This window comes from Streptomyces sp. NPDC058195, from assembly GCF_042883525.1.
In the GTDB taxonomy this organism is placed as follows: Bacteria; Actinomycetota; Actinomycetes; order Streptomycetales; family Streptomycetaceae; genus Streptomyces.
This window is the reverse complement of record NZ_JBHVVM010000005.1, coordinates 327098-347323: the sequence shown is the minus strand read 5'-3', so window position 1 is coordinate 347323 and position 20226 is coordinate 327098. Positions and strand designations below refer to the sequence as shown.

Annotated in this window: 13 protein-coding genes and 1 pseudogene; 9 read left to right on the top strand and 5 right to left on the bottom strand. The window is 74.0% G+C overall.

All coding sequences use genetic code 11. The features are described from left to right. Positions 1–136 precede the first annotated feature (136 nt). From ACFVWY_RS09480 to ACFVWY_RS09470, 3 genes are read right to left on the bottom strand one after another with little or no spacing between them, the layout of a single operon-like run. Positions 137–1078, bottom strand: a complete 942-nt coding sequence (locus ACFVWY_RS09480) for a 3-oxoacyl-ACP reductase (RefSeq protein ID WP_389869004.1) — start codon at positions 1076–1078, stop codon at positions 137–139. A gap of 51 nt (positions 1079–1129) precedes the next feature. Then, positions 1130–2206, bottom strand: a complete 1077-nt coding sequence (locus tag ACFVWY_RS09475; RefSeq protein ID WP_389869002.1) for a Zn-dependent alcohol dehydrogenase — start codon at positions 2204–2206, stop codon at positions 1130–1132. 50 nt (positions 2207–2256) lie between these two features. Further along, the gene (locus ACFVWY_RS09470; RefSeq protein WP_389869000.1) at positions 2257–3129 is read right to left on the bottom strand and encodes a MaoC/PaaZ C-terminal domain-containing protein; all 873 of its coding nucleotides are present in this window, start codon (positions 3127–3129) and stop codon (positions 2257–2259) included. Positions 3130–3412: 283 nt separating this feature from the next. On the opposite strand from ACFVWY_RS09470, the gene ACFVWY_RS09465 reads away from it, so the two are divergent. The 8 genes from ACFVWY_RS09465 to ACFVWY_RS09430 all read left to right on the top strand — a co-directional run bounded on the left by ACFVWY_RS09465 (position 3413) and on the right by ACFVWY_RS09430 (position 14468). Continuing rightward, a complete protein-coding gene (locus ACFVWY_RS09465; RefSeq protein WP_389868998.1) occupies positions 3413–4363 on the top strand; it encodes an ABC transporter ATP-binding protein in 951 nt (316 codons plus the stop codon). After that, positions 4363–5079: an ABC transporter permease gene (locus tag ACFVWY_RS09460; protein ID WP_389868996.1), complete on the top strand. Its 717-nt coding sequence runs from the start codon at positions 4363–4365 to the stop codon at positions 5077–5079. The genes ACFVWY_RS09465 and ACFVWY_RS09460 overlap by 1 nt, the downstream gene beginning before the upstream one ends. A 19-nt stretch (positions 5080–5098) precedes the next feature. Next, complete coding sequence (locus ACFVWY_RS09455) at positions 5099–6337, top strand: sensor histidine kinase (RefSeq protein ID WP_389868994.1); 1239 nt, start codon at positions 5099–5101, stop codon at positions 6335–6337. Positions 6338–6836: 499 nt separating this feature from the next. Further along, positions 6837–7469, top strand: a complete 633-nt coding sequence (locus tag ACFVWY_RS09450) for a response regulator (RefSeq protein ID WP_389869035.1) — start codon at positions 6837–6839, stop codon at positions 7467–7469. Between the two features lie 104 nt (positions 7470–7573). Then, positions 7574–7993: a CU044_2847 family protein gene (locus ACFVWY_RS09445; protein ID WP_389868991.1), complete on the top strand. Its 420-nt coding sequence runs from the start codon at positions 7574–7576 to the stop codon at positions 7991–7993. A gap of 3 nt (positions 7994–7996) precedes the next feature. After that, positions 7997–10150: a trypsin-like peptidase domain-containing protein gene (locus ACFVWY_RS09440; RefSeq protein ID WP_389868989.1), complete on the top strand. Its 2154-nt coding sequence runs from the start codon at positions 7997–7999 to the stop codon at positions 10148–10150. Then, a complete protein-coding gene (locus tag ACFVWY_RS09435) occupies positions 10147–11124 on the top strand; it encodes an AAA family ATPase (RefSeq protein WP_389868986.1) in 978 nt (325 codons plus the stop codon). The genes ACFVWY_RS09440 and ACFVWY_RS09435 overlap by 4 nt, the downstream gene beginning before the upstream one ends. 2 nt (positions 11125–11126) lie before the next feature. Then, positions 11127–14468: an SAV_2336 N-terminal domain-related protein gene (locus ACFVWY_RS09430; protein WP_389868984.1), complete on the top strand. Its 3342-nt coding sequence runs from the start codon at positions 11127–11129 to the stop codon at positions 14466–14468. A 171-nt stretch (positions 14469–14639) separates the two neighbouring features. Here the strand turns inward: ACFVWY_RS09430 and ACFVWY_RS09425 are convergent, their stop codons facing one another. Together ACFVWY_RS09425 and ACFVWY_RS09420 are read right to left on the bottom strand one after the other, a co-directional pair. After that, on the bottom strand, positions 14640–15845 hold the full coding sequence (locus ACFVWY_RS09425; RefSeq protein ID WP_389869032.1) for a lipid-transfer protein: 1206 nt from the start codon (positions 15843–15845) through the stop codon (positions 14640–14642). A 29-nt stretch (positions 15846–15874) separates the two neighbouring features. Then, positions 15875–18058 (bottom strand): acyl-CoA dehydrogenase, encoded by a 2184-nt coding sequence (locus ACFVWY_RS09420; protein WP_389868982.1) that lies wholly within the window; start codon positions 18056–18058, stop codon positions 15875–15877. A 327-nt stretch (positions 18059–18385) separates the two neighbouring features. Between ACFVWY_RS09420 and ACFVWY_RS09415 the strand changes: the two are divergent. Then, positions 18386–20083, top strand: a pseudogene (locus tag ACFVWY_RS09415) (MFS transporter); the annotation flags it as partial. Positions 20084–20226 lie beyond the last annotated feature (143 nt).

The window sequence follows — 20226 nt, the reverse complement described above, 5'->3', positions numbered from 1 at the left end:
TCCGCGGGGGACGGCGGGGCGCCCTGACCGCGCGCCCCCAGCGTGAGGGAACGGGGCGGGCCCCCGGCCGCCGAAGGGTTGCCGGGGGCCCGCCCCCGTTCCCGGGAGGGCCGGTCCCGTGACCGCCCCCGGGTGGTCAGCCCCGCTTGAGGCCCAGCACCTCCGCCGCGGCGAAGGTCTCGTTCGGCGGGCGGTCCGCGTAGTACGGCGAGATCAGCTCGTCCAGCTCGTCGTAGGTGAAGGTCTTCTTCGCCGCGTCGAACTTCGCCGCGACCTTCGGGCGTTCGACGATCGCGACCATCCCGCCGTGGACCACGAGCAGCTGCCCGTTGACCCCGGCCGCGGCCGGGGAGGCCAGATAGCCGACCAGCGGCGCCACGTGTTCGGGGGCGAGCGCGTCGAGCCTGCCCTCCTCCGGTTCCTGGAAGCCGGCGAAGACGTCCTCGGTCATCCGGGTGCGGGCCCGCGGGCAGATGACGTTGGCGGTGACCCCGTAGCGGGCGAGGGCGAGAGCGGTGGAGGTGGTGAGGCCGACGATGCCGCCCTTGGCCGCCGCATAGTTCGGCTGGCCCGCCGAACCGGCGAGGAACGCCTCCGACGAGGTGTTGACGATCCGGCCGTGAACGGGGCCGCCGGACTCCTTCGAGCGGGCCCGCCAGTGCGCGGCGGCGAAGTGGGTGGTGTTGAAGTGGCCCTTGAGGTGGACCCGGATGACGGAGTCCCACTCGTCCTCGGTCATCGAGAAGATCATCCGGTCGCGCAGGATGCCCGCGTTGTTGACCAGGATGTCGAGCTTTCCGTAGCTGTCCACGGCCAGCTCGACCAGGGCGCGGGCCTGTTCGTGGTCGGACACGTCGCCGAGGTGCGCGACCGCCCGGCCGCCCGCGGCGCGGATCTCCTCGGCGACCTGCTCGGCGGGTGTGGCGCACGCCTCGCCGGAGCCGTCGCGGCCCGGCTGTCCGTAGTCGTTGACGACCACGGACGCGCCCAGCCGGGCCAGTTCGAGCGCCTCGGCGCGTCCGAGGCCGCGGCCCGCGCCGGTGACGATCGCGGACCTGCCGTCCAGGGGAAGTGACATCGGGTTCCCTCTCAGTCCTCTCGAATCGAGCCCTCTCGGGGCGGCCCGCGGTCAGAGTTCGATGCAGGTGCGCAGCGACTCGCCGGTCCTCATCTGGTCGAGTGCGTCGTTGATGCCGTCCAGCCGCACCCGGTGGGTGATCATCGATTCGAGGTCGATCCGGCCCGCCCGCCAGAGCGCGATGGCGCGTTCGTAGGAGCGGAGCACGTCGCCGCCGCCGTACATGGAGGGCAGGATGCGCTTCTCGTCGAAGAAAAGCTCGAACATGTTGACCTGGAAGTTGTCGTCCATCGCGCCCGCGCCCACGATGCACAGGGTGCCGCCGCGCCGGGTGTGCTCGTACGCGGTGCGCGCGGTGGCCGACTTGCCGACGACCTCGAAGACGTAGTCGAAGCCCTCGCCCGCGGTGATCCGCTGTCTGGCGTCGGCGAACTCGTCGGGCGAGACCGCCTCGGTCGCGCCGAAGCGCAGGGCCGCCTCGCGCCGGGAGGCGACCGGGTCCACGGCCACGATCTGGGCGGCACCCTGCACCCGGGCCCCCTGGATCGTGGAGATGCCGACGCCACCGCAGCCGATCACGGCCACCGACGAACCGGCCTGAACCCGCGCGGTGTTGATCGCCGCACCGAGCCCGGTGGTCACCCCGCAGCCGATCAGCGCGGCGATCTCGAACGGTACGTCGTCGGGGATCGGCACCGCGCAGCCCGCGCCCACGACGACCTCCTCGGTGAAGGTGCCGGTGCCCGCGAAGCCGAAGACGTCACCGCCCGCGCGCGTGAAGTTGGGGGTGCCCGCGTTCATGAAGCCGGCCAGGCAGAGGTGGGTCTGGCCGCGCCTGCAGGACGGACACGCCCCGCAGGCGGGCAGCCAGCAGACCAGCACGCGGTCCCCGGCGCTCAGCCCGGTGACGCCGTCGCCGACGTCCAGGACCTCACCGGCGCCCTCGTGGCCGGGGATGAACGGGGCAGGCTGCGGCAGCACCCCGCTCATCGCGGAGACGTCGGAGTGGCACAGCCCGGTGGCCCTGATGCGGAGCCTGACCTTGCCGGGGCCGAAACCCACCGCCTCGACGTCGTCGAGGACTTCCAGCTTCTCCTGGCCTATCTCGTGCAGTACGGCTGCGCGCATGGTGCGGCTCCCTCGGTGTCGGGCGGGTTCGGGTTCAGGAGTTACCGGGTTCAGACGTGTTCGACGAAGGTGTCGGCGAGGACCACCGCGTGGTCCCGCTCCACGGCACTCACCTCGACACGCACCTGGTTCCCGGTGGTCCACATCTCGATGCGGAGGGTCTCGCCGGGAAAGAAGATCCCGGCGAACCGGGTCCGGTAGGAGCGGACGCGGGCCGCGTCACCGCCGAGGACCGTGTCGGTCACGGCCTTGAGCGTGATGCCGTAGGTGCACAGTCCGTGCAGGATCGGCCGGTCGAACCCGGCCAGCGCGGCGAACTCGGGGTCGGCGTGCAGCGGGTTCCAGTCCCCCGAGAGCCGGTACAGCAGCGCCTGGTCGGGGCGGACGGGCCGTTCCACGACGTGGTCCGGGGCGGCCTCGGGGCGGGGGGTCCGCTCGGAGGGCCCGCGCTCGCCGCCGAAGCCGCCCTCGCCCCGGACGAAGATCTGGGCGTCGTTGGTCCACAGCGGCCCCTCGTCGTCGGCCGCCTCGCTGCGCAGCACGAGGACGGCCGCCTTGCCCTTGTCGTACACCGCGGCGATCTTCGAGGTCTGTACGGCGCTGCCGCGCACCGGGATCGGCCGGTGCACCACGACGCTCTGCCCGCCGTGCAGGACGGCGGCGAGGTCGATGTCGATGCCGGGCGCGGCGAGGCCGCCGAAGCCGCCCATTCCGGCGCCCGCGACGGTGGCGAAGGAGGGCAGCACCTGGAGCCGCGACTCCAGGGTGTAGCGCAGCTCCTGGGGGTCGACGGCGGGGTCGGCCGGGCCGGGGCCGGAACCGGCGCCGATCCCGAGGTGGTAGAGCTGGACGTCCTTGTGGTCCCAGCCGATCCGGCTGGAGCGGGGTTCGGCGGCGAGCGCCTTTTCGGCATCAATGGGCATGGGTGAGCTGCTCCTTGACGGTGGGAAGACCTCGGCGCGGCCGTCCGCACCGTCGGCCGCACCGAGGTCGCGCGGGACCGGCCGCGACGCCTCTTCTAGAACGCGTTCTAGCCGATGGACCCATGTATAACGCAGCGCCCGGCCGTTGGGAAGACCACTACTGACGCTGCGTCAGGTCGGCCGCGCCCCGGTGCCGGACCGTCCTGGCCCATGACATATGTCATCGCCGAGTCCGTACGCACGCCCCTGCCCGGCCGCCGTCGCGCTCCGTAGCTTCGTACCCATGACACAGACAACGGGGAACGGGGCCGCGGTGGCCATCACCGGGGCGGTGCGGACCTTCGGCCGCGCGGGGCACCGAGTGCGGGCGGCGGACGGGATCGACCTGTCCATCGGCCGCGGCGAGACCGTCGCCCTGCTCGGCCGCAACGGCGCGGGCAAGTCCACCACCATCAGGCTGCTGCTCGGGCTCGACCGGCCGGATTCCGGCACGGTCCGGGTGCTGGGGCGGACCGCCGCGCACGCGGTGCGGGCGGGGCTGGTCGGCGCCATGCTCCAGGACGGGCGGCCGATCCAGCGGGTCACGGTCCGCGAGCTGGTCACCTTCGTCGCCTCCGCGTACCCGGCGCCGATGCCCGTCTCCGAGGCGCTCGGCCTCGCCGGGCTGACGCCGTACGCGAACCGGCGCGTCGACAAGCTCTCCGGCGGCCAGACCCAGCGCGTCCGCTTCGCCGTCGCGCTGGCCGGAAACCCGGAGCTGATCGTGCTGGACGAGCCGACCGCCGCGCTGGACGTGGAGGCGCGCCATGTCCTGTGGGAGTCGATACGGGCGTACGCCCGGCGCGGCAACACCGTCCTGTTCTCCACCCACTACCTGGAGGAGGCCGACCAGCACGCGGACCGGATCGTCGTCATCGACCGGGGCCGGATCGTCGCGGACGGCACCTCCGACGCGCTCCGGGGCTCGGCGGGCGCGAGCCTCGTCTCCTTCGACCTGGCGGGAGGCCCGGCCGAGGGCCTGGAGCGGCTGCCCGGCGTGGTCCTCGTGGAGGTGTCCGGGGACCGGGCGCTGCTGCGCACCGACGACTCCGACGCCACGGTCAGGGAGCTGGCCCGCCGGGACGCGATCCGCGGGCTCCAGGTCTCCCGGGCCACGCTGGAGGACGCCTTCCTCGCCCTCACCTCGCCCGCCGGCCAGACCCCCGCCACCGACTCCACGAGGGAGACCGCGTGATGTTCCGCTACATCGGGCTTGAGATCCGCCGGACCCTGCGTGACTCCTTCTTCCTGGTCTTCGGCACCGCGATGCCGGTGATGATGTATCTGCTGTTCACGAACCTCGGTGAGAGCGACGGCGGTTGGCGCACCTCCTCGATGGTCGGCATGGCCGCGTACGGGGCGCTGGGCTCCGCGATGTCGATCGGTACGGGAGTGGCGTCCGACCGGTCGCTGGGCTGGCTGGACCAGCTGCGGGTCACCCCGCTCCCTCCCGGGCGGGCGGTCGTGGGCCGTGCGGTCAGCGGCTCGGTGACGGTCCTGCCGACGATCCTGGCCGTGCTGCTGGCCGGCGGGCTGGTCAACGGGGTGCGGATGGATGTCTGGCAGTGGGTCGTGCTGGTGCTGCTGCTGTGGATCGGCGCGCTGCCCTTCACCCTGCTCGGCCTCGGCAACGGCTACCACCTCACCCCGCAGGGCACCGGCGTGGTCAACATGACGTGCCTGATGGGCTTCGCGGTCGTCGGCGGGCTCTGGTTCCCGCTGGAGGCGCTGCCGGGGTGGCTCGGCGCCCTCGGCGGGTTCACCCCCGCCAACCGCTTCGCCGAGCTGGGCTGGGCGACCACCGAGGGCCACGCGCCCGGCGCGGGTACCGTCGCGGTGCTCTGCGGGTGGCTGCTGTGCTTCGGGGCGTACGCCGTGTTCTCCTACCGTCGGTCGACCAGGACCGTGTGACGGGAGCGGGGGAACGGTCATGCCCGGGAAGCGGGACAGAAACCTGAACAGCGGCCTGGCGGACGGGTGCGAGGGCCGACGTCCACGCCTGTGGCGGCGCCGCGGCGAGAAGGAGCGGCGCCCCGGCCCGCCCGGTCCGTACACGATGCTGCCCTGGCTGCTGATGGGCCTGGGGTCCTTCTCCAACCTCTTCCAGGGCGAGGCGCCCAATCCCTGGCTCGGCGGCCTCGGGCTGCTCCTGTTCAACTCCCTCTACGTTTCCCTGGTGTTCCGCGGCTTCGACCGGAGGAAGCGCGAGAGTCCGGTGTCGTACGCGCTGCTCGGCGCGATGGCCGCCGTCACCCTCGCCCTGGCGGCCGGGTACGGCGGGAGCTGGCTGCTGTTCTTCCCGCTGCTCTCGCTGGCCTGCGGCACCATTCTGCGCAACCGGCGGCTGGCGGTGGGACTGATCTCGCTGGCCGTGGTCGCCACGGCGGTGACGGCGTGGCGCGGCGACGGCACGGAGCCGTGGACGATCGGCTACGGCACCTTCATCTCGGGGGCGGTGACCGCCGCGATCCTGGCCCTCTCGGAGACCGTGATGGAGCTGCGTGCCACCCGGCAGGAGCTGGCCCGTACGGCCGTGGAGAAGGAGCGGCTGCGGTTCTCCCGGGATCTGCACGATCTGCTGGGCCACACGCTCTCGGTGATCGTGGTCAAGTCGGAGGCCGCCCGCCGGCTCGCCCCGCGTGACCTGGACGCGGCGCTCTCCCAGGTCACCGACATCGAGTCGGTCGGCCGCCAGGCGCTCACCGAGATCCGGGAGGCGGTCACCGGCTACCGGGAGGGCAGCCTGGCCACCGAGCTGGACCGGGCCCGCTCCGCGCTGACCGCCGCCGGGATCGAGCCGGTGCTCCGCCGTTCGGGGCCGCCGCTCGCCCCGCAGGCGGAGGCGCTGCTGGGCTGGGTGGTCCGGGAGGCCGTCACCAACGTCCTGCGCCACTCCCGCGCGACGAGCTGCGCGTTCGTCCTGGAGGGCATCGCGGGCCGGGTCCGTCTGACGGTCACCGACGACGGCACCGGCCCGGACACCCCACCGGTCCCCGGCATCGGCGGCACCGGCCTGACCGGCCTCACCGAACGCCTGGCCACGGCGGGCGGCAGCCTCCACGCGGGCCCGCGGCCGGGCGGCGGCTTCGTCGTCACAGCGGAGCTTCCGGCGGACGGGGCGGGACCGGAAGGGTCAGTTCTGTCACCGGGCGCGGTCGCGGGCGGCTGAGCCACGAGGGGACGGCGCACGCGCGTCCGGGCCGTCCCGGCAACGAGGGCGGCGCCTGGTCCCTCCCGCGACGGCCGCCCCGGAGACGGGCCGCCCCCGCGCCACGCGGATCGGCCGCCCCCGTACCGCGCGAATCGGACGCCCCGCGCCGCGCGGATCGGACGCCCCGCGCCACCGCGTCGGCGTCCAGAGCGCGGCCCGCGAGGGGAGCACGGACCGGTCCGGCCGTCGTACCCGGGAGCGCCGCGCGTGAACCGGCCGCCACCCGCGTGGCGATCGCTGCGCAGTCCCGGGAACTCCAGGCCAAGCCCCCTGAGGGCTGTCCCGTAATCCCCGGTGGATCGGCGTGCGGCGTCAGACGCGGTGCGTCGCACGGCGGAGGGGCGCCCGCATACGGGATGTATCCGGACGTTCCGGCAACGCGGCGAGGTGCCGTGGCTGTCGTCGCACGCCCGCCAGGGATCACGGGACAGCCCTTAGTCTGTCCTGCGTGAACGAGATGCCGCAGGACCTTCCGCCGGGCACGTCCGTGCGGGTGTTGCTCGCCGAGGACCAGGGGATGATGCGGGGCGCGCTCGCCCTGCTGCTGGGGCTGGAGCCGGACATCGAGGTCGTGGCGCAGGTGGGTGCCGGGGACGAGATCGTGGATGCCGCGCTGCGGTTCCGGCCGGACGTGGCGCTGCTGGACATCGAACTGCCGGGCCGCAGCGGGCTGGACGCCGCCGCGGATCTGCGTACGGAGGTGCCGGACTGCCGGGTGCTGATCCTGACCACGTTCGCCCGGCCCGGCTATCTGCGCCGGGCGATGGAGGCCGGGGCGGCCGGGTTCCTGGTCAAGGACGGTCCGGTCGAGGAGCTGGCGGTGGCGGTCCGGCGGGTGCTGGCCGGGGAGACGGTGATCGATCCGGCGCTGGCCGCCGCCGCGCTCAGCGCCGGGCCCAGCCCGCTCACCGCGCGCGAGCGGGACGCGCTGAACGCCTCGGTGGACGGGGCGACGGTCGCCGACATCGCGGCGAAGCTGCATCTGTCGGAGTCCACCGTGCGCAACTACCTCTCCGCGGCGATCGGCAAGACCGGCACCCGCAACCGGATGGAGGCGGTCCGGGCGGCGCGGCAGCAGGGCTGGCTCTGAGGCCGGTGACCGGCCGGGACACCGGACGCATGTCAATGTATCGATGGCATAACCGAGTTCGGCGGCAGCCGCACCGGCGGTGCCCGGCCGGTGAGAATGCGGTCGTGTCCACAACACCTGACTTCGCGCTCGACGACGGCACGCCCGTCCGCTTCCTGCTCGCACCGGCCGCCGGAGTGCCGGACTCCGCACCCGTGCGGGACGGCGGGAGCGACGAGGACCTTCCCGATGGCATGGGGCAGGCGATTCCGGTGGCCGCCGGGAGCAGGTCCGTCGCCAGTTTCGCGATCGGGGCCCTGCGCGGCGCGCTCAGGCCGGTCGGCCCGCTGCTCCAGGAGGTCCATGACGCCGTGACGGCCTCGCCCGATCCGCCCACGGAGCTGAGCGTCACGTTCGGCGTCCAGATCGGCCAGGACCTCAAGCTGGGGATCGTCGGCGGCAACGGGCAGGCCCACCTGACGGTCACGGCCGGCTGGAGTCCGGTCCCGTCCCGGGGGGCCGACCCCGCGCCGGCCGCCGAGTGACGCATGGGCTGGTTCAAGCTCACCGGCGGTGTCGTCGGGGAGGACCCGTCCCGGCTCGTGGTGACGGTGCGCCAGGCGAAGAGCGGACGGATCGCGGGAGCGGGTCTGGTACTGGGCCCCGACACGGTTCTCACCTGCGCCCATGTCGTCAACGAGGCGCTGCACCGCCCCCTGTTCGACACCCGGCCGCCGCAGGAGGCGGAGATCCAGGTCGAGGTGCACGCCACCACCGAGCGCTACGCGACGCGGCTGCTCCACTGGGTGCCCCCGCGCTCCGCTGACGGCGGCGCGGTGCGCGAGACCGACCAGGAGTGGCAGGGCGACCTGGCCGTGCTCCGTGTCGACGTGTCGGCCGGGGCGGCGATGCTGCCCGTCGCGCCGGACCGGGCCGACATGGAGGTCGACCAGGAGGTGAGCGCCTGGCACGGCAGCGGGAGGCCCGCCACCCTGGCCCAGCTCACCGTCTCCTCGCTGCGTTCCTCGCTCGGCTACCTCGACGGCGAGCCCACCGGCATGGCGGTCGGCCCGGGGTACAGCGGCGGCCCTGTCTGGTGCCGCCAGGAAGGGGCCGTGGTCGGCCTGGTCGTGGCGCACTTCATGCCGCCCCGGGACGCGGCCACCGGGCAGCCCCTCCCGTACAGCTCGCAGCACCTCATCCGGCGCAGCTGGGCGATCCCCTGGCAGCGCGTCAGGCAGGAGCTGGACGCGGCGGGCCTGCCGACGACGCTGGAGCTGTACGAGGACGAGGACGGGGGCGAGGACCCGGCGCTGTTCCTGCTGGAGGAGGCCGTCGGCGACATCCTGTACTCACCGAACGAACGCACCGAGCAGGCCAAACGGCTGGCGCGGCTCTGCGGGATCGCCGGTGGCAGCGGCGTCACCCCGCCCGAGCCCGAGGAGTTCGCCCGGTTCCTGCTCAGCCATCCCCGGGCGCTGGCCGCCTTCTCGGGCATGCTGCGGCGCGACAGCCCGGCCGCGGCCGACCGGGTGCTGGTCGCGGGGGCGCTCAGCGGCACGCCCAGGCTGCTGTCCCCGGCGGAGTACGCCGCTCTGCGCAAGCAGCTCCGGTCCGTGGACAGCGCCGTGCTGGCCCGGATGCCCGAGGCCGTGCGGGCCGCGCTGCCCCATGTTCCGGCCGCCCCCGGCGAGGAGCCGCTCGACGCGCTGCTGGACCGGCTGGAGGTGCTGCCCGGGGACGGCCACTCCACGAGCGGGGAGCGCCGGGTTCCGGCCCTGCTGCGGGTCATGGAGTACGTCGGTGCGCTGTGCCCGGGGCCCAAGCGCGCGGAGCTGCGGCTGTGGGCCGACGGGGTGGCCCAGCGCCTCGGCATACCGCGGGGGGCGCTGGGCGAGCGCCGGGCGGACGCCCAGGCGTGGGGGCGTTCGGTACGCGACCGGTCCGCGCGGACGCGGGTGCTGGTCCAGGTGACGCGCGCCGAGCGGGGACGTCACCGGCTGCGGATCTGGTGCGACGAGGGAGCCGGGCTCCGGCAGGTCTCCACGGACAGTCTGGCGGACCATTCGGCCTCGGACGGGGCCCGCGAGGTGCTGCGGGTCCTGGACTCGCTGACCCCGTCGGCCGACGACGAGCGTGCGCCGCTGGTCGAGGTGCTCGTCGACCGGGCGAGCCTGAACCTGCCGGTCGACGAGTGGGCGGCGCACGACCCCGAGGAGATCGTGCCCGGGGTGCTCGGCGTGGAGTTCCCGCTGGTCGTGAACTGCCCCGAACTCCTGCGCAAGCACGGCCGGTTCCTATCCCACTGGCGCAGCAGGTGGCGGCGGCTCGACTCGGGGAAGACGCTGGTCGTGTCCGCCGCCATGGACCCGGAGAGCCTCTACGCCGGTCTGGTCAACCAACTCGACACGGTACGCGTCAGTGTGGACGTACCGCCCGGACCGCGGGACGGCATCGTGCAGACCTGTCTCGCCCTGGGGGTTCCCGTGGTGGTGTGGGACCGCGGCCAGGACGGTGCCTCGCACCTCGTCCAGCACATGGCGGACGTCGCCACGCCCGAACTGCCCGACGGCGTACGCGACTACCGGGCGAACGCCCGCGCACGGCCGCCGGACTTCCCCGGCCGCCCGGTCCTCGCCTGGGCCGACGCCGACCGCACCGTACCCCGGCTCCATCTGACCGAACCACAGGAGAGCGCATGACTTCCGCTCCCGGGGCGCCCGACGCGCCCGACGCGCCCGCGACCGGCTGGCGGCTCTTCCACGGCGACGGCGAGCCCCGGACCGTGGCCCTGCCCGCGGCCCCGCCGTGGCGCCGCTTCACCCCGGAGCGGTCGAGCCGCCCCGACATGCCGTACGTGATCGAGGAGAGCCACGCGAACATCGTGAACGCGGCCCTGCTGCTGCGCCGCCCGCTCCTCGTGACCGGCCCGGCCGGGACCGGGAAGTCGTCGCTGGCCCATGCCGTCGCCCGTGAGCTGCGCCTGGGTGAGCTGCTGCGCTGGCCGGTCAACAGCCGTTCCACGGTGAAGGACGCGCTCTACCAGTACGACGCGATCGGGCGGCTGCGCGAGACGACGCTCAGCCGGGACCGTGACGAGGCGGAGCCGTCGATCGGTACGTTCGTGCGGCTCGGCCCGCTCGGGACGGCGCTGGTGCCGTCCCAGGGCCCAAGAGCGCTGCTCATCGACGAGATGGACAAGGGCGACGTCGACCTCCCCAACGATCTGCTGACGGTCTTCGAGGAGGGGGTCTTCGACATTCCGGAGCTGACCCGGCTCCCGGAGGACATGGCCGAGGTGGAGGTGCAGACCCTCGACCACCGGGGGACCGTCCTGGTGCGCCAGGGGGTCGTCCGGTGCTCCGAGTTCCCGGTCGTCGTCATCACCAGCAACGGTGAGCGCGACTTCCCGCCCGCGTTCCTGCGCCGTTGCGTCCGGCTGGACCTGCCGGTGCCCGACGAGGAGCGGCTGCGGTCGATCGTGGCCGCCCATCTCGGGGACGAGGCGCTGCGGGCGGCCGATGACCTCATCGACGCGTTCCTGCGCCGCCGCGCTCCCGGGGAACTGGCCACCGACCAGTTGCTCAACGCGGTGTTCCTGCGGACCGGCGGGGTCGATCTGGACGCGGAGGGGCTGCTGGACGCCGTGCTCCACCAGCTCACCGGGGCGATGTGACCATGACCGGTGACGGGGCGCGGCTGGCCGAGGCGTTGCGGGTGCTGTCGGCCTGCGGTCACGAGCTGGACGCGGACCAGTTGCTGGACGTGCTGTGGCTGGCGCGGAGTCTGCCCGCGGGGCCCGGCGCCCCGCTGCACCGGGAGCGGGCCGAGGAGCCCTCGCCCGTCACCGGTCCGGACGCGGACGGGCAGGAGGCGCCGGTGCCCCGGCCCCCGGCGGAGTCCGACGACAGCGGTCTGCCCGATCTGACCGCGCCGTCCCTGTACGCGGCGGCGCGCCAGCCCGCGGCGCCGGAGCCGGCCCGTGCCAGGCCCGGCCGCGATTCCCGCAAGGCCATGCCGGTGCGGATTCCCAAGGAGAAGGCGCTCGCCGACGAGCTGGCGCTGGGCCGGGCGCTGCGGCCGTTGCGCCGCCGCCGGGACAGCCGCCACCTGATGGAGATCGACGAGGAGCTGACGGCCGCCGAGTTCGCGCAGACCGGGCTCGCCGACGTGGTGCAGCGGCCGGTGCGGGAGCGCTGGCTGAGCCTGGTCCTGCTCGTCGACGACGGGTTGTCGATGCTGTTGTGGCACCGGCTCGGGGCGGAGCTGCGCGCCCTGCTGGAGCGGCTGGGCGCCTTCCGGGTGACCCGGGTGCTGGGGCTGGACACCGGGGGCGTGCGGCCCCGGCTGCACGCCCGGCCGTTTCGTCCGGACGGTCCCGGACTGCCGCTGAGCACGGTGAACGACGCTTCCGGCCGGACGCTGCTGCTGGTGGTGAGCGACGGGATGGGAGCCGCCTGGCGGTCCGGGGCGATGCACGCTCTGCTGACGCGGCGGGCGGCGCGGGGGCCGGTCGCCGTGCTGCACACGCTGCCCCCGGAGATGTGGGAGTCATCGGGGATCTCCGCCGAGCGCTGGCAGGCCACCACCCGGCGGATCGGCGGCGCCAACGCCTCCTGGCAGATCGCCGACCCGGTGCTGCCGCCGGGGATCGCCCGCTTCGAGGGCGTGCCGGTGCCGGTGCTGGCACCGGAACCGGCCTCGCTGCGCGACTGGGCGCGGCTGCTCGCCTCGCCCGGTACGACGGTGGAGCTGCCGCTGCTGGTCCGGCCGGACCAGTACGGGGCGCCGGACGTGCCGTCCCGGGACTCGGGCAGCGCGCAGCACTTCCGGGACGCGGCGACCCCGGAGGCGTACCGGCTGGCGGCCCATCTCGCGGCGGTGGCGCCGTTGTCGGTGCCGGTGATGCGGCTGGTGCGGAGCGCGGTGCCGTGGCAGGCCAGTACCTCGCATCTCGCGGAGGTCTTCCTCGGTGGTCTGATCCGGCCCCGTCCGGCGCCGGTGCCGGGGCCGTTGCCCGCCAAACACCGGATCTTCGACTTCTCCGAGGAGACCAAGACCGTCCTGCTCGACGCGGTACCACCGGCCGAGCTGCTGCGGACGAGCCGCCGGATCGGCCACCGGCTCGACGAGCTGGCCGGTCACTCGCCGGACTTCCCGGCCTGGCTCTCCCATCCCGACGGCCCGGCGGAACTGCTGGACTCCCAGCAGCCGTTCACCCATGTGGAGCGGCGGCTGCTGACCCGGTTCGGGGTGTCGTTCGGTGATTCCCCGACCGGTCTCGGTCTCGGCCGGGACACGGAGCCGGAGGCGCCCGAGGAGGCGGACGGCTGGGGGCCGCTGCGGCCGGAGGACCCCCGGCGGATCGGCCCGTACACGCTGCGCGGGCGCCGCCGGGGCCACCGCACCGTGGTCTACCGGGGCTTCGACGCGCAGGGCGGCGAGGCGGCGCTGCGCATGACGCACCCCGGGGTGCCGCCGGTCCACCAGTGGCTGGTGGAGGTGGAGGCGGAGGCGCTGGCCCGGCTCCAGGGGCGGTACGCGCCCGCCCTGCTCGGCACCGGCGAGCTGGACTCCGTGCCCTGGCTGGCGATGGCCACGGTCGCGGACACGGACGCCCCGCAGGCGCAGCCGCCCCGGCTGGAGGACATCCTCAACCGGGCGCTCACCGACGGGGTGGCCCCGTTCGACACGTTGCGCGGGCTCCTCGTGTCGTTCTATCTCGCGAACGCGCTGGCGCTCTGCCATGTCAACGGGCTGGTCCCGGCGGAGTTCGGCGCCGACAGCGTGTTCGTGCTGCGCCGCTCCGTGGTGCTGGGCAACCTGTCGGACTGCGCTGTGGACGGGGAGTACCGGGGGCAGGGGCCGGTGCCGACCCGTGAGGACAACATGCGCTCGCTCGGTGAGCTGCTCCAGCTCATCAGCAGCAAGGCGGGCTGGGATCTTCCGGGCATGCCGGAGGGGATGCACCAGTGGCAGGGCGACACCTGGGCGGAGCTGCGGCTGCTGGTGCTCCGCTGCCTCGATCCGGACCCGGCGCGGCGCCCCATGGCGGGCGAGGTCGGCGAGGTGCTCGGCAAGTACATCGCGCGGGCCCGTGCCCAGCAGCGGGAGCGGGCCGGGGCGCCGGGGCGGCCGGTGCCGGTCCGCCGGGCGGCTCCCGTCCCGCTGGCCCCGCAGCCACAGCCGGGTGCTCCGGAGGGCGGGGGGAAGGGGCCGCGGCTCGCCCGGTTCGGGGCGACCAGGAAACGGGCGCTGGAGCAACTGGCCCGCTTGCAGGCCCCGATGACGTACGGCAGGCGACTGGCCCTGATGGGCGCGTACTACTACGGCGGGCGGGCCACCACGACGATGGTGCTGGGGCAGCTGCTGGCGTCGGTGCGGGACGAGCCGGTGCTGGCCCTGGACGCCGCCGCGTCCGCGGGGGACCTGTCCTCCTTCCTTCCGTCCGGGAGCCGGCCCGTGCTCCGCGACCTGGCGGCCCTGCCGCCCTCGGCTCCGTACGAGGAGGTCAGGGCCTGTACGGCCCGGCTGGCCTCGGGGCTGGAGCTGGTCGCGCATCCCCGGGGCCATGTCAGCCCGAGTCCCACGCACGACCACGACTACGTGCGCGCCCTGGAGCTGATCGCCCCGTACTACTCCTTCGTGCTGAGCGACTGGGCGCCGCTGCGACTGAGCGGCGCGGCGGACGTGGTCCTGGACCACACCGACGAGCTGATCGTCTGCTGCAGCACCACCGACGTGTCCGTGGAGGCGGCGGCGCGTCTGCTGGTGGAGCTGCGGGAGTCGGGGCGCGCGGAGACGGCGGACCGGGCGGTCGTGGTGGTCACCGACATCGACGGCCGCAAGGGGCGGATGCCGGCCGGCCTGGCCGACCGGCTGGGTACCGCCCCGGACCAGGTGGTGCGCGTCCCCTTCGATCCGGTGCTCCGCTCCCCCGGCTGGGACCTCGGCCGGCTGAAGCCCGCCACCACGGAGGCACTCCTGGACCTCGCGGAACGGATGATGCCGCCCGCGTGACCCCGGTTCCTAGGGCCTCTCGTTTGGATCATGCCGGGCTCGCGGGGGCCGGCACGCACATCTGCCGCGTTGTCGTCAGTCACCGACGCTCCGCGTCGGCTCCTTCCTCCGCCTTGCAGCTGCACGCACCAGCCCCCGCTCCCTGATCCAGCCTGATCCAAACGAAAGACCCTAGGCGTCCGGGCGCCGGAGCAGGGTCACCACGGCGGCGCCGCCGAGGCCGATGTTGTGGGCGAGACCGGTGCGGGCGTCGTGCACCTGGCGGTCGCCCGCCTCACCCCGCAGCTGCCAGGTGAGCTCCGCCACCTGCGCGATGCCGGTCGCGCCGAGCGGGTGGCCCTTGGAGATCAGACCGCCGGAGGGGTTGACCACCCAGCGCCCGCCGTAGGTGGTGGCGCCGGACTCGACGAGCTTCCCGGACTCGCCCTCGCCGCACAGCCCGAGCGCCTCGTAGGTGAGGAGTTCGTTGATGGAGAAGCAGTCGTGGAGCTCGATGACGTCCAGGTCGGCGGCCGAGATCCCGGCGGACTCGTACACCTGGCGGGCGGCGTCGCGCGACATCGGCAGTCCCACCGTGTCGATGCAGGTGCCTGAGGCGAAGGACTCGCCGGTGTCGGTGGTCATGGCCTGGGCGGCGATCTCCACCGCCCGGTCGCCGAGCCCGTGGCGCTCGACGAAGCGTTCCGACACCACGACGGCGGCGGCGGCGCCGTCGGAGGTGGGTGAGCACTGGAGCCTGGTCAGCGGGCGGTGCACGGTCTTCGCGGCCAGGATCTCCTCGACCGTGTACGGGGCCTGGAACTGGGCGTACGGGTTGTTCACCGAGTGCCGGTGGTTCTTGGCGCCGACGGCGGCGAGCTGCGCCTCGGTGGTTCCGTACCGTTGCATGTGCTCGCGGGCCGCGTTGCCGAAGATCTGGGCGGTGGGCGGGCTCATCTCGAAGCCGTGGGCGGCGGCCATGACCCCGTAGTGCCGGGCGACCGGCGAGGTCGCGAAGTCGGCGGCGCCGCCGTCCGCTCCTTTGCCGCCGAGCGACCCGCGCGCCATCTTCTCGAAGCCGAGCGCGAGGACGCAGTCGCTGCCGCCGCCCTCGACGAACTGGCGGGCCGCCATGAGGGCGCTGGAGCCGGTGGCGCAGTTGTTGTTGACGTTGTAGACGGGGATGCCGGTCAGGCCCAGTTCGTAGACCGCGCGCTGTCCCGCGGTGGAGGGCTGGAAGCAGTAGCCGACGACGGCCTGCTGGATCTGTCCGTAGTCGAGCGCGGCATCGGCGAGTGCGGCCGTCCCGGCCTCCTTCGCCATGTCCCAGTACTGCCAGTCGCGGGACTCGGGCTTCTCGAACTTCGTCATGCCGACGCCGACGACGTACGCCTTCATGAGCTTCATCGGTTTCATGGGGAGTTCCTTCAGTCGCGCGGAAGGCCGAGGATGCGCTCGGCGACGACATTGAGCTGGACCTGGGTGGTACCGCCCGCGATGGTCAGGCAGCGGGACATCAAGAAGCCGTGCAGGGCCCGTTCCTGGGGTCCTTCGCCGGTGGCGCCCGCCGGTCCGAGGAGTTCGAGGACGAGTTCGGCGACCTTCTGCTGGTGGGTGGTCTGGACGAGTTTGCGTACGGAGGCCCCGGCGCCGGGTTCGAGGCCGGAGACCTGCCTCAGGGTGGTGCGCAGTCCGATGCAGCCGAGCGCGTGGGCCTCGGCGGCGAGCGCCCCGATTCGGGCCCGGCAGGCGCCGTCGAGTTCGCCGGAGCGGGCGATCAGCGCTTCGAGGCCGGTGTCGAAGGTCATCTGGTCGGCCATGTGGACGCGTTCGTTGCCCAGCGTGTTGCGGGCGACCCGCCAGCCGCCGTCGGGTGCGCCGACGAGGGCGTCGGCGGGCAGCAGGGCGTCGTCGAAGTAGACCTCGTTGAAGAGGCGGTCGCCGGTGATCTCCCGCAGCGGCCGGATGTCGATGCCCGGGGTGTTCTTCATGTCGACGAGGAAGTAGCCGAGGCCCTGGTGCTTGGGGGCGTCGGGGTCGGTCCGGGCGAGCAGGATGCCGTGGTCGGCCCACTGGGCGGCGCTCGTCCACACCTTCTGGCCGCTGATCCGCCAGCCCTCCTCGGTGCGTTCCGCCCGGGTGCGCAGCGAGGCGAGGTCGGAGCCCGCGCCGGGCTCGGAGAAGAGCTGGCACCACAGGAGTTCGCCGCGCAGGGTGGGCAGCAGGTAGCGCTCCTGCTGCTCGGGCGTGCCGTGGGCGATGAGCGAGGGCACCACCCAGGTGGCGATCCCGAGGTCGCTCAGCCGTACTCCCTGTTCGGCCAGCTCCCGCTGGACCGCGAGCTGTTGTACGGGCCCGGCCCCCAGTCCGTGGGGGGCGGGGAGGTGCGGGGCGGCGTAGCCGGTGGGGGCGAGGGCGCGGCGGGCGGCCTTCGGGTCGAGTCCCCGGGCTCCGGCTACGGCCTCGCGGGCGGCGTCCCGGTACGCGGTCGCCCCGGCGGGCAGTTCGAGGGCGAGCCCGCGCCGCGCCCCGCCCTCGGCGAGCCGGACGGCGCGCAGCCGGTGGGTGTCGCCGGAGCCGAGCAGCTGGCGGGCCACCAGGGCGCGGCGCAGGTACAGGTGGGCGTCGTGCTCCCAGGTGAAGCCGATGCCGCCGAGGATCTGGATGCAGTCCTTGGCGCAGCCGTACGCGGCTTCGAGGGCTTCGGACGCGGCGAGGGCGGCGGTCATGGACCGTACGTCGGGGCCGGTCCCCTCCTCGTCGGCGGCGCGGGCGGCGTCCCAGACCAGCGCGCGGGCCCGTTCGACCCGTACGAGCATGTCGGCGCAGAGGTGCTTGACGCCCTGGAACTGCCCGATCGGGCGGCCGAACTGTTCGCGCACCTTGGCGTGTTCGGCCGCGAGGTGCAGGGTCTGGGCGGCGGTCCCGCAGGCTTCGGCGGCGAGCAGGACGGCGGCGAGGTCGCGGACGCGGGCGGTGTCGGCCGGTACCAGCCGGGCGGCGGGGACGAGCACCCCGGAGGCCTGGACCTCGGCGGTGGGCCGGGTCGGGTCGGCGCCGTGGTGCGCGCGGACGGCCAGGCCCTCGGTGGCGGTGTCGACGGCGAACCAGAGGGTGCCGGTGGCCGAGGCGGCGGGCAGGAGCAGCAGGTCGGCGTCGGCGCCGGAGAGCACGGGGGACGCGGTGCCGTCGAGGAGATGGCCGTCGCCGTGCTCGACGGCGGTCAGGCTGCCGGGGCCGAACGCCACGGCGCCGACGCGCGCTCCCGACGCGAGGGCGCGGGCCTGGCCGGGCGGCCCGGACTCGCCCAGGACGGCGGCGGCGAGGGAGCTGGCCAGGTAGGGGCCGGGGAGGGCGGCCCGTCCGGCCTCCTCAAGGACCACGGCCAGGTCGAGGAGACGGCCTCCCGCGCCGCCGTGCTCCTCGGGGAGGTGGAGGGAGAGCAGGCCCTGTTCGGCGAGGCCGTCCCAGTATCCGGGGCGCACGCCCGGGGTAGTGGGGGCCTTCGCGTCGAGCAGCCTGCGCACCTCCTGCGGCGGTACGGCGCGCGCCAGCCAGCCCCGTACGGACTGCGCCAACTCCCTGTGCTCTTCGGTGATACCGATGCCCATGCGGATCCTCGCCGGTCGCAGCCACTGGAACGGGCGCAAGAGTAGAACACGTTCCATTCTGACGGAAGGTCAGACGCGGAACAGGACAGCGGAAGGCCGGACGAGGGGGCGCGTGGCGGAGGTCCGGGCGAAGCGCCGGGCCGGGCGGCCAAGGCGCCCCGCGCGCCCAACGAGTGCGCCGTCGTGCCCCGTTCGTACCGCGGTCACCGGAATACGCCGCGCGCCAGAAAGGTTTCATGCTGCACACAGTCGGCGGCCGGGGCTGCCCGCCCGCACCGCCCGCACGCCTCTTTCCGACCCCGACCACGCCGCCCGGAGGCCGCACGCATGCCACAGACGAACGAACAGCACGCCGGGGAAGTCCTCGCTCCCCGACCGCGCGGGACCGGCCACAGGGCCGGTCGCGGGATCGTCCCCGTGCTCGCCTTCGCGGGCATCACCGTCGCGGTGATGCAGACCCTGCTCGTCCCCGTCATCAAGGATCTGCCCGCCCTGCTGCGCACCGACCCGTCGAACGCCACCTGGGTGATGACGGCGACGCTGCTCGCGGGGGCTGTCGCCACCCCGATCATGGGGCGGCTCGGCGACCTCCACGGCAAGCGGAAGATGCTGCTCGCCAGCCTCGCCGTGATGGTGACCGGCTCCCTGATATGCGCCTTCACCGACGAACTCGTGATCATGATCGGGGGACGCGCCCTCCAGGGCTTCGCCATGGGCGCCATCCCGCTGGGCATCGGCATCATGCGCGACGAACTGCCCCGTGAGCGGCTCGGTTCGGCGATGGCGCTGATGAGTTCCTCGATCGGGGTGGGCGGTGGGCTGGCGCTGCCCGCCGCCGCGCTGGTCGCCCAGCACGCCGACTGGCACACCCTGTTCCTCGGCGCGGCCGGTCTCGGGGTGCTGTCGATGGCGCTGACCGTCGTGGCCGTGCCGGAGACCACGCTGCGCGCCCCCGGTCGCTTCGACCTGCCCGGCGCGCTGGGGCTCTCGCTCGGGCTGGTCTGCCTGCTGCTGCCGGTCACCAAGGGCGGCGACTGGGGCTGGACCTCGGCCGCCACGCTCGGCCTGCTCGCCGCCGCGCTGCTGATCCTGGTCCTGTGGGGCCTGTTCGAGCTGCGCAGCCCGACCCCGCTGGTCGACCTGCGCACCAGCGCCCGGCGCGAGGTACTGCTCACCAACCTCGCCTCGATCATGGTCGGGGTCGCGTTCTACGCGGTCTCCCTGGTACTGCCGCAGCTGCTCCAGCTGCCGGAGTCCACGGGCTACGGGCTCGGTCGGTCGATGGTGGTCGCGGGGCTGTGCGTGGCGCCGCTCGGCGTGACGATGATGCTCGTCGCCCCGCTGTACGCCCGGCTCTCCGCCCGCAGGGGCCCCAAGGTCTCGCTCATGCTCGGCATGCTGGTGATGGCCGTCGGCTACGGGGCGGGGCTGGGGCTGATGAGTGCCGCCTGGCAGACCGTGGTGATCGCGGTGGTGCTCGGGGCGGGCATCGGGCTGGCGTACTCCTCGCTGCCCGCGCTGATCATCGGGGCGGTGGACCCGTCCGAGACCGGTGCGGCCAGCGGACTGAACACCCTGATGCGGTCGATCGGCACCTCGGTGTCGAGCGCCGTGATCGGCATGGTGCTGGCGGACACCTCGGTGCGTTCGGGCGGGGCGGAACTTCCCTCGATGGAGGGGTTCCGCATCTCGTTCCTGATCGCGACGGGTGCGGTGGTGATCGGGCTGGTGCTGGCCGCTTCGCTGCCGTCACGGCGCGAGGCGGTGCACCCGACGCTGCTGGCGAGCAGCGAGGAGGAGGCCCCGGCGCCCGTCACCTCGCGCCCGGTGGCCGGCTCGGGGGGCTTCCGGGGGCGGGTGCTGGCCCCGGACGGCGCCCCGGTGGCCCGTGCCAATGTGACGCTGATCGACCACCGGGGGCGGCAGGCCGGTCTCGCCGTGGCGGGCGAGGACGGCCACTACGTCCTGGCCGCCCCGCACGGCGGGAGTTACGTACTGGCGGGCTCGGCGAGCGGGTTCGCCCCGTGCGCCCGCCCGGCGGCGTACCCGGGCGACGGGCGGGCGGTGGACGCCGATCTGGTGCTGGAGGTCAGCGCGCCGGAGCGCCGGACCGCGGTGTCGTCGTAGGCGGCCACGCGGATCCGGCCCCCGGCGCCGGTTCGTGCGGC

Excerpts from the sequence above, each read along its gene's own strand:
- ACFVWY_RS09455 (WP_389868994.1), top strand. The coding sequence starts at position 5,099 with ATGCCCGGGAAGCGGGACAGAAACCTGAACAGCGGCCTGGCGGACGGG.
- ACFVWY_RS09435 (WP_389868986.1), top strand. The coding sequence starts at position 10,147 with ATGACTTCCGCTCCCGGGGCGCCCGACGCGCCCGACGCGCCCGCGACC.
- ACFVWY_RS09440 (WP_389868989.1), top strand. The coding sequence starts at position 7,997 with ATGGGCTGGTTCAAGCTCACCGGCGGTGTCGTCGGGGAGGACCCGTCC.
- ACFVWY_RS09470 (WP_389869000.1), bottom strand. The coding sequence starts at position 3,129 with ATGCCCATTGATGCCGAAAAGGCGCTCGCCGCCGAACCCCGCTCCAGC.
- ACFVWY_RS09460 (WP_389868996.1), top strand. The coding sequence starts at position 4,363 with ATGTTCCGCTACATCGGGCTTGAGATCCGCCGGACCCTGCGTGACTCC.
- ACFVWY_RS09480 (WP_389869004.1), bottom strand. The coding sequence starts at position 1,078 with ATGTCACTTCCCCTGGACGGCAGGTCCGCGATCGTCACCGGCGCGGGC.
- ACFVWY_RS09475 (WP_389869002.1), bottom strand. The coding sequence starts at position 2,206 with ATGCGCGCAGCCGTACTGCACGAGATAGGCCAGGAGAAGCTGGAAGTC.
- ACFVWY_RS09465 (WP_389868998.1), top strand. The coding sequence starts at position 3,413 with ATGACACAGACAACGGGGAACGGGGCCGCGGTGGCCATCACCGGGGCG.
- ACFVWY_RS09450 (WP_389869035.1), top strand. The coding sequence starts at position 6,837 with ATGCCGCAGGACCTTCCGCCGGGCACGTCCGTGCGGGTGTTGCTCGCC.
- ACFVWY_RS09430 (WP_389868984.1), top strand. The coding sequence starts at position 11,127 with ATGACCGGTGACGGGGCGCGGCTGGCCGAGGCGTTGCGGGTGCTGTCG.
- ACFVWY_RS09420 (WP_389868982.1), bottom strand. The coding sequence starts at position 18,058 with ATGGGCATCGGTATCACCGAAGAGCACAGGGAGTTGGCGCAGTCCGTA.
- ACFVWY_RS09425 (WP_389869032.1), bottom strand. The coding sequence starts at position 15,845 with ATGAAGGCGTACGTCGTCGGCGTCGGCATGACGAAGTTCGAGAAGCCC.